The sequence below is a fragment of the Maribacter sp. PR66 genome, assembly GCF_028464205.1.
Classification (GTDB): Bacteria; Bacteroidota; Bacteroidia; order Flavobacteriales; family Flavobacteriaceae; genus Maribacter; species Maribacter flavus.
In genome coordinates this window covers 14,595-28,956 of the sequence record NZ_JAQPCH010000013.1, presented here as the reverse complement: position 1 = coordinate 28,956, position 14,362 = coordinate 14,595, and the positions used below count along the sequence as shown (strand labels likewise).

Below are 14,362 nucleotides of genomic sequence, written 5' to 3'. Positions count from 1 at the left end.
TCATTTTATTTGGTGTCCTTGGGTAGTAAATGATAAACCTTGCTGTCCATAGGTTGAAATCATTACTGCTTCAAAAATAGGGTAGGTGCTCTCAGGTTCAATTGCCCAATCGAAAATAAAATTAGCTCCAGTGCCCCCCTTTTTATCAAATTCCGCAATGACTATTTCCAACGTTTCCAATTCGGAAATTTCTATAGGTTTGTTGATATAGGAATGTATTTTATTTCCGTGGGTGTCAAAATAGTCGGCTTTTAAAAGATAGAGCTTCCTTTTGTCATCTGTATTGCGTATGCTTACGGTCGCCGTTAAATCAATGGAGGTATGCTCCGTGTAACTGTATATCTGTGAATAAACGGATAAGTAAGTGCTTCCGGTAAGCAATGAATCTTTTTGGCCAAGATTCACTTCCTTACTTCTCCAATCAATTTTGGACAAAGGTTCCTCGGTTCTTTCCTTACCGGAATTACAGCTGATAAGTCCAACGAAAAAAAGAAGCATTAAACTAACTATTCGGATTTTCATATCCCGTATTTTTTTGGTGGAACAGTAAAGTGTATAACCATAAAGAACTGTAAAACAGGAAGTATTGGATTATTCCTCTTCAGGGGCGTCGTTAGCTTCTTCGGCATCCTCCTTTTCCAAGTTGTTCCTTAAGATATTCAACTTCTTAAGTTTCGTTTTCCAGGAGTCCAAGGCTTCCTTATGTTTTTCAACCCGGTTGATTACATCTTGGACCAATGGATTGTTTTCGGAATCGTCTGAAAAAAACTGTAGGTTATTCTCAAGCTGTATTATTTCGTTTTTGCTTTCCTCGATTTTTTTCTTGATAAAGCTACGTTCCTTTTGAATGGCTATTTCTTGGTTGTCCTCTTCCTTGAGCTTTTGAATTTTATTTCCATATTTCAACAACTCCGATTCTTGGGGGCTTACCTTTAATTTATTGAACAGGGCGTCGACTATTTTATGAAACTTTTGATTGATGTTTTTTTGTTTGAAGGGAACATGGCCAATGACCTTCCATTCCTCCAGCATTTTTTGGATTTCCTTTATGTCGCTTTCCTTTTTATCGCTCAGTTTGAAATCCTTTAGGCTTGCAAGGATGGCCTCTTTTTTATTGAGGTTCTCCATCTCCTCCTTATAGGAATCATTTTTGGAGGCATGTAATCTATCAAAATAATGGTTACAGGCAGTCTTGAAATCCTTCCAAAGTTTATCCGAATATTTTCTGGGGACATGACCAATTTTTTTCCACTCGCTTTGAATGCGTTTCATTTCATTGGTCGCGGTTTCAAAATCCTCACTGTCCTTGAGAGAAACCGCTATATCCAATAAGGCCCTCTTTTTGTCCAAATTGTCCTGTTGGTCCTTTTTAAGGTTTTTATAAAACGCGTTCTTGTTTCGGTTAAAGGAACGCACCGCATTCTTAAAGGAACTCCATGTCTTATCATTTTCTTTTTGGGGGACCTTTCCCGCCTTAAAGAAGAGTTCCCTAAGTTCTTCCAGATGCTTGATCTGCTTTTGGATGCCCCTGTGATTGTTGGCCACATTTTCCGAAAGCTTAACAATTTCCTGGATTATTTCGTTTTTCCTTTCCAGATTTTTCTCGCTTAGTTTGTCCAGTTCCTTAAAATACTCCTGCCTTCTTTCATGAATGGCCTTGGTAGCACCGCTAAAACGCTCCCATACTTCTTCCCTATGTTCCTTGCCCACGGGTCCAATGTCCTCCTTCCAAATCTTGTGCAGCACCTGTAGTTCCCTAAAGGCTTTGTTGAGGTCCGGCTCCACGGCAAGGGCTTCGGCACGTTCCACGATTTTGAGCTTTTCCTCCAGATTATGTTTGAAGTCCAGATCTCTGAGTTCCCGGTTCAGGTGAAGGAAATCATAAAAAATCTCGATATGGTGGTGGTAGGTTCGCCACACATTGTTGTATTCGGCTCTGGGGACCGGACCGGCATTTCGCCAATTTTCCTGAATCTCCTTAAAGGTTTTGTACGTGGTGTTCATATCCTCTTCCATGTTTACCAGACCTTTCAAGCTCTCTATAAGTTCCAATCTATACGCCAAATTTTCCTTATGGCTTTTCTCAAGGTTCTTGTAATACTGGTTTCGCTTTTCCTTGTAATCCGTATATACCTCGTTGAACTGACGCTTGGTAACGGAATTGTACCGAAAGTCGATTTCATTGCCTCCATTGGCCACGAAATCCTCTTTTTTCTGTTCGATAAAATCCTGAAACTTCAGATTGAATTCGTCCTTAATGGTGTCCACATGCTTCCTAATGGCCTGTACTTTCTCGTTCCTGACCAATTTTTGAAGTTCACCAACGAGATTTTCCATGGACATGGAATGGTAATCCAAAAACGGAATTTCATGTCGCTTTTGGGTTTCCGTATCCTCGGCATCTTCGGCGTTGCTTTCATCGATTTCGTCCTGGACATCCACCTCTTTTTCTGAGGCTTCCTCTACCGATTCGGTATGTGTCTCTTCCGATTCATTCGATACAAGGGGTTCATTTTCAGCATTGTCGGTTCTTTCCTCGGTAGGTTCTTCTAGAATGGAATTATCGGCCTTTACAACTTCGGTCTTTTCCTCGGCTACGTTTTCTTCGGTTATTTTTTTCTCGTTTTCTTCAGACATCATGGAAAATTAGGTGTCTACAAGATAGTGACAACCTAAATAACTGCAAAGTATATGGGTTTTCTTTTTGTGGGCCTAGAATACACCTATGGTTATGCTAAATGTAACATAGTTAAAACCATAGTGTTGGAAAACGATTATGGAAACCAATCAATAGTCCTTTGCGTTCCAGATTTCCCAAGCGCGTTCGGCCTGTAGTTCCAACATTTTCAATCCGTTCAATATGACAGCGCCTTGGGCTTCCCCCAATCGTAGAAATTCCGTTTTTTCCGGATTGTAGATTAAATCGAACAGGAGGTGTTTTGGTCCCAAATAGGCATAGGGTAGGGCAGGTTTGTCCATTATATTGGGGAAAGTACCCAAAGGAGTACAGTTTATGATCAACAAATGCTCTTTTATAATTTCTTCCGATAGCTCTTCGTAGGTAAAATCACCCGACTTTGATTTTCGTGAAACAAATGAAAACTGGATGCCTAATTGCTTAAGCACAAAGGCAATGGCCTTGGATGCGCCACCTGTTCCCAATATCAATGCTTTTTTGTGGTAGGTTTTGAGAAATGGTTCCAAGGATTTTTGAAAACCATAGGCATCGGTATTGTATCCCTTTAAATGATTTCCCCGGATTTTTATGGTATTTACCGCGCCTATTTCCGCTGCCGATGCATCAAGGGCATCCAAAAATGGAAGCACTTCCCGCTTGTAGGGAATGGTAACATTTAAGCCGATGAGATTTTCGGTGTTGGAAATGACCGATTCAAAGTCCGCTATCGACGGGATATCGAAGTTTTCATACCGATGGCTGTCCAGACCAAGTGCCTCGAACTTTTTTGAAAAATAACCTCTTGAAAAGGAATAGGAGATATTTCTACCCACCAACCCGAATCTATGCAAACCGTTTCCTGTTTTTTCCATACCAATCCAAAAGTAACAAAATACCAACACCCAGAACTATGAAGAAGAAGGCCCACCAGGTTTCGGTCAACCCAAGATCTGGAAGATAGCGTTCGTAGTTCATGATGATTTCTTTTCCGTTGGAGTCCAAAAGAATAGTACCATCAGCGTCCTCCTTAAAAATTGTTTTTTTCCAAGGCCATACTACGCCCAAAGATCCCGTTATAAACCCTAGAATTACTGCTGTGGAAATATGTTTGTAATGTTTTAGCACATAACTGAGAATATGTGACAAGGTTACCAATCCGGCCGCCGATCCCAAGGTGAATACCGCAAGAATCTTCAATGTCCTAAGGCGTTCCGCATTGGAAACGAAACTGAAATCCCCCACAAACACCTCTGAAAAAGTGTCGTAGAGAGCGTTTACGGAATCTACCAGAAGCAAAACGTAATTACCTAGCAAAATCAGGATGAACGAACCCGATAATCCGGGAAGTGTCATACCCGATACACTGATCATGCCACAGAAAAAAATGAACAACAGATTGTCGTTTTCCTTTGCGGGACTCAAAAAACTAATGGCCACGCCTACGGCAAGCCCCAATAGGGCGGCTGGAACCGTTTTTTTTGTCCAATGCCCAAAATCCTTTCCAATGTAATAAATGGACCCTATGATCATCCCGAAGAAAGCCGCCCAAACATAAAGTTCCTTTTTGACCAAAAAATAATCGAGCACTTTTGAAACACTGAAATAGCTCACCAACATCCCGAAAATTAGGAGCGAAAGGAAAGAGCCGTTGATATATCTGTAGAAACTTTTGAACCTACCAGCGATCAGAAGCTTAAAAGCCTTGATATTTACCTTTTGGAGGGAATAAATGAATTCTTCGTAGAATCCGGCAACGAAGGCCACAATACCGCCGGACACTCCGGGCACTTTATTGGCGGCGCCCATACATAGTCCTTTGACCACTAAAAATAGTTTGTCCAGTAAAGTTCTAGTATCGCTCATTTGGGACCTTGCCTATTTTTTGGAAGCTGTTCTTTCCAAGATAAAAATAAGGGAAAATCCTATGAGGGCCGCAAGGATGGCATATAATATTTGGGGATCACCCTCAAAGTTGAAAGGGGAAGTATTGGTGTCGATAACCACGGTTTTTTCTCCAAAAACCCTAGTTTCCAAGATGCGCTTCCATGGCCAAATTTTATTGAGGGATCCTAGAATGAAACCCGTTAATATTGCCAAGGTCAAATTCTTATAATTGGTGAACATCCACTTTAGCAATCTTGCAAAACTCAACAGCCCGAAGACAGCTCCCAGACCCACAGTGATGATTATTGCAAAATCCTTTTCATGTACCGCGTCCAAGATGGTTTTATAGGACCCTAAAAGCACCAAAATGAACGCTCCTGAAATTCCGGGCAAAATCATGGCACATACGGCCAAAGCTCCAGAAAGAAAAAGATACGGAAGGCTGTCAATATTATCGCTTGGTGGGAGGGTGGTAATGTAAAATGCAACAAAGGCTCCCAATATCATGGCAAAAACGATTCCAAGATTCCATCGTTTGATTTCCTTGCCCACAAAAAAAACACTGGCCAGTACCAACCCAAAAAAGAAGGACCAGAGCAAAATGGGCTCGTTTTCCAATAACCAACTTACCAAGGTCGCCAGTGAAAAAAGGCTTATAAAAATGCCGATGAATAGAGCCAATAGAAAATTTCCATTCACGGATTTCCAAACGGCCTTAAAACCATCCTCTTTCCACGTATTTAATAATCCAAGATTAATATTGTTGATGGCTGTAATCAACTCTTCGTAAATCCCTGAAATAAAGGCAATGGTGCCGCCGGAAACGCCGGGTACTACATCGGCCGCCCCCATGGCCATTCCCTTAAGTGTTATGAATAGGTAGTCTATTAATTTTCTATTTCCCATACAATTTTGGAGTGAAACGTCAAGAAGCTTTTTTGTAGTTCGCTAAAATAGTATTAATCCACTCTGAATTGCTGTATTGGGGAAATTGTTTATTAAAAAGTTGGAGTTGTTTTCGTTTTTTGTCGAGTTTCAGGGCATCCAGAAGGCATATTCTGGCATTGATAAAATCTTTAATGATTAAGTTAAACCCAACCGATTTATAAATAATTTTCAAATTTTTTGGATAAAACTCCCTTCCTTGCGCCAGAATTTGTAGGGCGGACAATGTGTCTCCGTTATAGTGCGCTACATCGGCCCATTTTAACCACGTGTCCAATTCATAGTTTCCTAGATCTACCACCTGCTTGTAGGCGAAATCGGCTTGGTCGTAATTTTCCAAAGCGTAATTGATATTGGCACATTTCTTCCAATACAACGGATTTTCCCCGTCAATGTTCAATGCCTTGTTTATGTAATAAAGGGCCTTCTCGTAATTCTTATTATTGTAATAAAAATTGGTAATGGCCAACCAACCTTTATCCAACAAAGGATCTTCGTGAACGGTTTGGTAGAAATAGTATTTGGCCATTTCCTTGTTCTTCAACTTTTCATAGCACTTTCCAATACGTAGGAATGCATGGGAGGTAGGATCCTCAATATTGATGGTGGTCTCGTAATTCTCTATGGCCTCCTTGTATTTCCCTAGTTTCTCCAACACTTTTCCTTTTTCAAAGTAGGCCCCTATGAAGGTGTCATCGGATATTATGGCAAAATCGAATGCCGTTAGGGCTTCGGGGAACATACGCTTTTCGTAGTACTGCTTGCCCAATTGATGCCAAGCAACCTGACAATATGGATTTTTGTCCAGGTATTCGTTGAGATAATAAATAGCACCGTCGTAGTCTTCCAAAAATTCAAAGCAATAAATGACGTTGTAGAGCGACGAATAATCCTCGTTATCGAATTCAACACAGCGCATAAAGCTTTCCTTCGCCAATTTAAAATCGTCCATGAACAAATATTCCATGCCTAAGAGGGAATAAATGTCAAAAGAATCGGTCGTTAGTTCCAAAGCCTTTTGCAATAGGGAAACCGCTGCCGCGTGATTGTCCTTTTTTGAAAAGATATTCGCCCTTTGGATGTAGATTTCCTCATTGTTCCTATCCAACATCTCCAGTTCGTCCAATAATTTTTCGGCGTTTTCCAAATGGTTTTCAAACACCATGACCTCCACCTGCAAAAGTTTCAGTTCAATGGAACATGGATGCTGTTGTAAACCTATTTTAATACCTTTTTTGGCCAGGGAAATCTTACCGTTGTTCAGGTAGTGGTGCACTATGTCCTCAAAGTCCTCCGCGTCAAAAAAATAGACGTCATCGGTCTTAAGCATAGATTCAAACTTGGTAATGGGCTTGTCAGGTCTTTCGTTAGATTCTAACGCCATAGGAACGTTTTGGTTAAACTATGGATTTAAAATTAATCTTTTGTTGGTGCTTAGTACCCCAAATAGGCGGTATATTATTAACAAATTAGTTAACAAAATATTGTCAGATTCTGTCAAGAATGTCAAGAATAACCCTACATCCCTTGCGGATTTCATCCATGGAAATGGTCAATGGAGGAGAAATACGTACTGCCCTTTTTTCAAACAACAACCAAAATAAAATCAGGTTTTTCTCTTTGGCTTCTAGCACCAATTGATCGGCTATTTCCGGAGTTTCCATAATCAATGCCAACATAAGTCCCTTTCCGCGTATCTCCTTGATTTTGGGGTGCTTCAAACAATCCCTAAACAGTTTTTCCTTTTCCAAGGTATCTTCGATAAAGGTCGTTTGCAAAAGGGTTTTGAGCGTCGCCAAACTGGCGGCGGCGATAACTGGATTTCCTCCAAAAGTGGTAATGTGTCCCATCTTGGGACCGTCGCTCAGGGTATCCATGATGGTCTTACTTGCAATGAAGGCACCTACCGGCAAGCCGGATGCCATTCCCTTGCCTAGTACCAGTATATCCGGTTCACAATCAAAATGTTCAAAAGCGAAAAGTTTGCCTGTCCTGCCAAAACCGGGCTGAATCTCGTCCAGAATCAATAAAGCTCCAACTTCTTTACATCGGTTTCTGATTTTTTTGAGATAGTCGTTTTCCGGCAAAATAAAACCCGCTCCTCCTTGGATGGTTTCCAGCACTATGCATGCCGTTTTTTCAGTAATGAGATCAATATCCTCCAAATTATTGAACCGGATATGGTGCACATCCGGTAACAGAGGTCTAAAGGGGGCCTTACGTTCCTCATAGTCCATAAGACTGAGACTACCCATTGTATTGCCATGGTAGGCGTTATGGGCGGCAATAATCTGTGACCGACCCGTATAGCGTCTTGCCAATTTAATGGCTCCTTCCATGGCCTCCGTCCCGGAATTCACTAAATAGGTCACTTCCAGGTTCGCAGGTAGCTGTTGTTGCAATAATTTGACGTATTCCGTGGCAGGGGATTGGATATACTCCCCGTACACCATTACGTGCATATACTCCTGTGCCTGTTTTTGAATGGCCGCTACAACGGCTGGGTGGCAATGCCCCAGACTGCAGGCAGATACCCCGGCAACAAAATCCAGATGGGCATTTCCGGCAACATCGTAAATATAGCTCCCCTTTGCGTGTGAAATTTCAATTCCCAACGGATATGGGGAAGTCTGTGCCTGATATTTGAGAAAATCCTCTTTCATGAATGGGATGGATTATTTTCTTGAAGCATTTTTTTGCCTTGGATCCGTAGCCTTGGTATTGGGAAGGTTGTTCACGGGGTCGCTCTCATTTTTGCTCCGCTCCTCTTCTTCGGCATCAATATCTATGGGATTGTCAATTCCCCGGATGGTGACCAACTCAATATTGTTATCGTCCTCATCAAAGATGTCGTCCTTGGTCATGATGCGTTCATCGCCCCGCCAAATAAAGCCTTGGAGTTTTCTACTGTTTTCCGGGAGTTCCGCTTCCGTATAGATGGTTCCATCGGGATTGGTAAAAAACGTCAGGTCCTCTACATCGTTATTGGCCATGGTTATTCTGATGGCACTACAGACTGTTTTGTCAATGCCGATAAGCTCATCGTCATCGTTGTACATGTAATAGATTACCTCCGTATTCTGAACCAGGTCGATAATCTTTAATTCGTTTTCCACAAACTGACCGTACAGATTGATGCCCTTCGCCTGATTATACCCTTTTTTACTGATGCTGTCCAGAGAAATGATAAAGGCATTTTGAAGTACTTTCAGCGAATCCAATTTTTCCGTTTCCAGGTTGGAAATAAGATGGATACTGTCGCCGGTCATCTGGTTGGCCCCGTTCCATAAAATGGGATTTTTAATGAGTTGGGTGACACCTGTTTTCTCTTCGGAATGGATGGAATCGCACTTACCGCTAAGGTCTTTTTTGAAAAACTTGGCGTTTCTAAACGCACGCGTAATACGGGCTTCCGGTTTTCCCGTGACCATCAGGGTATCGCCATGTACATACAGCGAATCCAGTTCTTGTACCAAAATAGAAACGGCCCTTTTTGTCGCAAAAACCGAATCTTTCGCTTTATGGACTTCCGCATAATGGGCCCTTATCACGCCATTGTTTATGGTGTCCGTAACAGTGATGTTGTTGGTGGCCGATGCAAATTCCCTTGCCTTGTTAAAATAAACGCTATCCCCTTCAACGATGCGATTATTATAGTTGATTTTGGTGTTCTTAATTCCATAACCGCTTTCTACTTTTGTATCGTAAAACCCACGTTCGCAGTAAATCTTATAGGTTTCCCCAACGATGGTCGATGGCCCGTACATATAGGCATTTTTGGAAGTGGTGTAATAATCCAGCTGTTCGGAATCCAAAATGTATTCGGGATTGTCAATATGTACGCTGTCCAAGAACTGATACTTTTTCTGTTCCATGAAATACCGACCAATTCTGCTGGTAAGGGTATTGGCCGAATCTATTACCGTACCATTATCCTGATAGTAGGCCTCTTGCTTGATACGGTCCAACCGAAGCGTATCGGTTCGTAGGGTCATATCGGCGTTTTTTAACACGACATTGCCCCAAGCCTTGGCCAATTTTTCATCCCCCTGATAGTTGATTTTTTTGGCCGTCATTTCTACGGAATCGCCCTGTTTTAAGAGCACGTTTCCTATGGCCTCTAGCCGATTTTCACGTTGAAAATAAATGGCCACGTCACACCATAGGTCGGCCCCTTGGTGTTCAAATTGGACCTGTCTTTCATCCTTGCTAAAAATAGAGGCACCGGGATATTCGGTTTCGTTTTTGGTGAAGTTGGCCCCATAAACAATATTGATTTGTTTAGGTTCCTCTGGGGGTTCCTGCGCAAAAACGCATATGCTTACAAAAAGGAACAAGGTTCCCAATACGGTACTACGCAACACAAATTTTTTTTCAAAAATAGGATTTTTAGCGGTGGCCGGCACATCCTTAGCATTCTTTTAGGAAACCTTGATGCCTATTCGTTTCCTTTGGGCACCAATTTCGAAACTCGGTTTTCCAATATTAGCTGGACTATTTTTAGTATCGGTTTCTTGCCATTAGGGTATCGGTCTTGGCTTTTGGTTCAATTTGTACTTTTGGCCAAATCCGGAATTGTTGGGTTCATAGGGACTCGCCAAGGTAACGTTCACCCCATCCTCAGGAATCTTATCCTCTTTCCCCAATGCCCAAAAAATTCCGTTCATGGCAATTTTGCGCACCTGCGGAAGTTTAAAATCATAAGGGTGGCCCAAGGTGGTAAAAAATACGCGCCCTGCTTTCCCACTGTTACCGGTATAACTTTTGGTCCAGGCTACGGGGTTGGTCAGTGGAAATTTATCCAAATTACCTTCTATTTCATGTTGGGACTTGGTGGAGTATCCTTTTAGAATAGATTTTGAGTCGCCATACAAACTCCAATCCCCACCATCCACATGATAGAGCCAGGAATATGCTTCAAAAGGTTTAAACCCGTTGAGGATGACATTACTGGAATCGATGGCGGATACGTTCGTAACGGGAAATTTACCGTCGTCAAAATGACCGTGGTGGGTAATCCATTGCTGACCGAATACTTTGGTAGGCCATTCATTGTTCCAGTATTCCAAGGTTGGATCATCGTATTTGAAGGCGTGGGTCGATGTTCTAAAGCCTACGATCGGCTTTCCTGATTCCACATAGTTTGAAATATACTCCCGTTCTTCTTTGGGCAGTTGCCGATACCGGGTAAAGATGACCATTAAATCAGCTTCTTCCAATGCTTCCAAATTTGAAATATGGTCCAATCTGTTGGGGTCTATAGTCCCAGTGGAGTCCAAGGCATAACCAACAGTGACCTTGGCGTTCAACTCCCTTTTGGCTATGGCCGCCAACATTGGCATGGATTCTTCGGAGCGATATTCCTCGTCCCCCGTTACGAACACGATATGTGGTGGATTTTCAGTTTTCTTTTGCGCCAATTGGGGCTCCTTTTTTTCCTCCTTGCAGGCGAAGGCCAGTATCACAAAAGCAAATACCATTAAGTGTCTGAAATTGATTCGTTCTTTCATACTTTTAAAATTAGGTTTAGAGCTTCATTTTTAAACATTTCCTTTTGTAGAGGTATTTAACTTACCATAACAAATCCCTCGATGAGGGTTTCATGGTCTTCATTTAAATACTATTTCATAGGATGTTCCTTCAACAATTCATCCGGGGTGTAAAAATCGTTTCGGTCTTTGGTGGCTTCCCTGACACGTTGTACCGTTTCGGGTTGTACGACAGACGCTTTGTTTCCAAATGCATTGCGCACATAGGTCAGTACCGCCGCGATTTCCTCATCGTTCAATAGACCTTTAAAAGGCATCATAGGAACCTGACCGTCATAGTGATTGCCCATGACGTCCATGGGCCCGTACAGGCCATGTAAAGCCAATTTAATAAGTCTTTCTTCATCGCCGGTAACCCATTGTTGATTTACCAAAGTTGGATAGCCAGCCTGTTGAAGACCGGTACCACTTTCTTGGTGGCAGGTAATGCAATAGCCCTCCGTTTCATAAATTTTCTTTCCTTGGGCGAACACCTTTAAATCCTCCCCTTCAAGCGTAGTGATGAGGTTTTCTTCTTCTGTGGTGTCCAAGAAGTTACCGGTAAGTCTTGTTTCGGCGAACTTATAGGAATCTTCCATCCATCGGTCCAAAGGATGTTGACCCGCAATTTCCAGAATTTCCAATCCTTTCTCTTTTGGTAACCAGGAGGCGGCCGTTATCGCTTCCAAGCGTACACGGCCATGTGCATCGGCAGCCGCTGTCTTTAAAAGTTCCTGTGCATTGTCCAGTTGATGTCCCATATATCTGAGAACGCGTACCGAGGCTGCCCTGACCCTATGGTCCTGCGATTGCAGCAGGCTTTCAAGCAGGTTTTTGTCTACCTTGTTCAGTCCCCAGGTTACCCATAAGGCTTCCAATCTGTGGTGTTCAAAATTTTCCTCCGATGCATCTAGGTTGTTTACCCACGTTTTTAATTTTTCCAGAACTTCATCGGTATTCCTGGCCCTAAGTTCGCGTCGGGTTCTGTATCGGGTCCTATATTCTGGCAGTTTTAGGTTCCCCAATAAGGTCTCTATGGATGCCCCGTCGATTTTGGCTGGTTCCACCAAGGGTCTGGAAGGATAGGTGATCCGGTAAATCCGTCCGTGGACATGATCACGTAATGGGTCCCGTGCATTGTGTTGCATATGGCCGATGAGTACATTGTGCCAGTCTACCACATACAGGGAACCATCTGGGGCGAATTCCATTTCTACGGGTCTAAAGTTTTTGTCCGTACTGCTGATGAGGTCCAGCCGATGTTTTGTTTTATATCCCGTACCATCTTCCATCACTTGATGTTGCTTCATTCCCAAAAACCCAATGGAATTGGCAAGGATCATATCTCCTTGTACATCGCCTGGAAAATGTCTACTGGAGATAAATTCCATGCCGGAGGTAGGCCGTACCCGATGGGCCTCCTCGATAAGGTCCTCTGTCAAAGGAGATGCTACACCATAAATCGGTTTTAAGGTGCTGGGCATCATCCAATTGACCGTTGGCCCGGAAGTATGCAGGAAAAAGTCCTGTCCCCAATCGTCAAAAGCGATTCCCCACGGATTAGGAATACTCACTTGAACGGCGCGCTCCAATTTTTTTCGCTGCGGATTGTATCGGTAAAAGCCGCCATTGGTGCCTCGCACGGGACCGTAGGAAGTCTCCACGTTGGTGTGGAGAAAAACTCCTTCGGCCATATAAAAAGCCCCGGAAGGATCCGCACAGAAAGCGGAAATGGCATGATGGGTGTCATGGTCATCAAAACCGCTGAGCAGGATTTCGATATTATCCGCCTTGTCATCGCCATCGGTATCGGTTAAAAGTTTAAGGTTCGTTCCCTGACTCAGGTACACCCCCTCTGGGGCAAACTCAAATCCTATGGGCAAATGAAGGCTGTCCGCAAAAACCGTTTGCTTGTCCGCTTTTCCATCGTTATCTGTATCCTCAAGAATGATCAGTTTATCGTTCGGTTTGGCATCGCCTACACGATAATGTGGATAGGAGGGCAGGGTAGCCACCCATAATCGGCCTTTATTATCGAAGGAGATTTGTGCGGGGTTGGCCAAATCCGGAAACTCCTTTTCGGAAGCAAACAACTCCACTTTATATCCCTCCGGGACCGTGAGTGTTTCCAATGCGTTCTCCCCGTATTTGTAACTGATCATATCTCCTTCGTCCGCTAGATTGTAATTTGTTTCTACTTCGGGGAGTACCGTGGTCCTGGCATCGGCCATAGAAATATCATAATTCTTATTTTGGAGGATGGACCAGATGGCGGTATCCCTGATTGCGGTCATTTCCCTGACCTTCAATTTTTCATAGGGATAATTATCGGGTCCAAACGGGTCGTACCTCCTTCCATAGGCATGCACTCCGTTGGGAATTTTATAGTCATTATGCCAATAGAAATTCTTTTCGTTAACCATTTTGTTGATGGCCATTCGTTTAGAGGCGCTACCGACTTCGGGGATTCCTGTAAGCTGTTCCACAAGGTAGGCAGCAAATTTTTGATACCCTTTTTCATTTAACTGAGAACCATCTATCGTGTAGTCATCATTATCTGCAAACCACCCTAAGGTCGGCGTATAAACATCTATAAAGGGTACTTGGTTTTCAAGACTTACCTCTTTTATGGCATCTGTATACAACCTAAGATTTTCATTCTCCTTTTGACCGTTGGGTAGGTCCAGCTTTTGGGAAAGGTCCTCAAATGCAATTGGGGATATTAGGACCAGTTTTGGACTTGTTTTTCCATTATAGACCTGATTCTTGGTGTGTTGGATAAATGCCTCCAATTCACCTTTAAAATTATCCAACTCCTCTGGACCTTCAAAGGATTCGTTATAGCCAAAAAATCCAAGAACGATATCCGCCTCCAATTGTGTCAACCATTCATCCGGAGAGGGGAAAAATCCTTCGCTGCCGGAATTTTGGGCCAGTTCCGTTTGGAATTTCTCCGCGCCAGGAAACGCCCATGGATTGTTTCTGGACGAATGTGGCCTGAACCCGGGGGTGTTTCCACCATCGCACATGTTCCGAATCCGCAGGGAGTCCTTTGGGAACCTCAATTGCATTTCGGTCTCAAAAAAACCAAAATTCAGCATTCTGGAACCTAGGTTGTTGCCAATAAGAACAATACTGCTTTTAGGGTTTATTTCGACTAAAGGCTCTTTCTGGTTTTTACAGGCGGAAAGGAAAATCAATAAAAAAACTAACGGGTAGGTAAACTGGCGTTTCATTGGTTGAATATAAGTGCTATTAAATATAGTCATAATGTTGAACTACCTCAAAAAGGACAACAGCTAACAGTTGCGTATAGAAACAAATAGAC

General features: G+C 42.8%; 10 protein-coding genes. All 10 read right to left on the bottom strand.

The features are described from left to right. The 10 genes from PP181_RS16930 to PP181_RS16885 all read right to left on the bottom strand — a co-directional run bounded on the left by PP181_RS16930 (nt 1) and on the right by PP181_RS16885 (nt 14,270). The gene (locus tag PP181_RS16930; protein WP_154920880.1) at nt 1-522 is read right to left on the bottom strand and encodes a DUF3124 domain-containing protein; all 522 of its coding nucleotides are present in this window, start codon (nt 520-522) and stop codon (nt 1-3) included. Nucleotides 523-591: 69 nt separating this feature from the next. Beyond that, nucleotides 592-2,637, bottom strand: a complete 2,046-nt coding sequence (locus PP181_RS16925) for a DUF349 domain-containing protein (RefSeq protein WP_154920889.1) — start codon at nt 2,635-2,637, stop codon at nt 592-594. Nucleotides 2,638-2,787: 150 nt separating this feature from the next. Then, on the bottom strand, nt 2,788-3,549 hold the full coding sequence (locus PP181_RS16920; RefSeq protein WP_154920881.1) for a shikimate dehydrogenase family protein: 762 nt from the start codon (nt 3,547-3,549) through the stop codon (nt 2,788-2,790). Further along, entirely contained in the window at nt 3,521-4,540 is a 1,020-nt protein-coding gene (locus PP181_RS16915; RefSeq protein WP_154920882.1) for a DUF368 domain-containing protein, read from the bottom strand. The genes PP181_RS16920 and PP181_RS16915 overlap by 29 nt, the downstream gene beginning before the upstream one ends. Before the next feature lie 12 nt (nt 4,541-4,552). Further along, entirely contained in the window at nt 4,553-5,467 is a 915-nt protein-coding gene (locus PP181_RS16910; RefSeq protein ID WP_272637958.1) for a DUF368 domain-containing protein, read from the bottom strand. A gap of 19 nt (nt 5,468-5,486) precedes the next feature. Then, complete coding sequence (locus PP181_RS16905; RefSeq protein WP_154920884.1) at nt 5,487-6,890, bottom strand: tetratricopeptide repeat protein; 1,404 nt, start codon at nt 6,888-6,890, stop codon at nt 5,487-5,489. 103 nt (nt 6,891-6,993) lie between these two features. Then, a complete protein-coding gene (locus PP181_RS16900) occupies nt 6,994-8,169 on the bottom strand; it encodes an aspartate aminotransferase family protein (protein ID WP_272637957.1) in 1,176 nt (391 codons plus the stop codon). 12 nt (nt 8,170-8,181) lie between these two features. Next, the gene (locus PP181_RS16895; RefSeq protein WP_430905224.1) at nt 8,182-9,870 is read right to left on the bottom strand and encodes an OstA-like protein; all 1,689 of its coding nucleotides are present in this window, start codon (nt 9,868-9,870) and stop codon (nt 8,182-8,184) included. A 156-nt stretch (nt 9,871-10,026) separates the two neighbouring features. After that, nucleotides 10,027-11,016: a ThuA domain-containing protein gene (locus PP181_RS16890; RefSeq protein WP_272637956.1), complete on the bottom strand. Its 990-nt coding sequence runs from the start codon at nt 11,014-11,016 to the stop codon at nt 10,027-10,029. Nucleotides 11,017-11,126: 110 nt separating this feature from the next. After that, complete coding sequence (locus PP181_RS16885; protein WP_272637955.1) at nt 11,127-14,270, bottom strand: PVC-type heme-binding CxxCH protein; 3,144 nt, start codon at nt 14,268-14,270, stop codon at nt 11,127-11,129. Between the last annotated feature and the right edge of the window lie 92 nt (nt 14,271-14,362).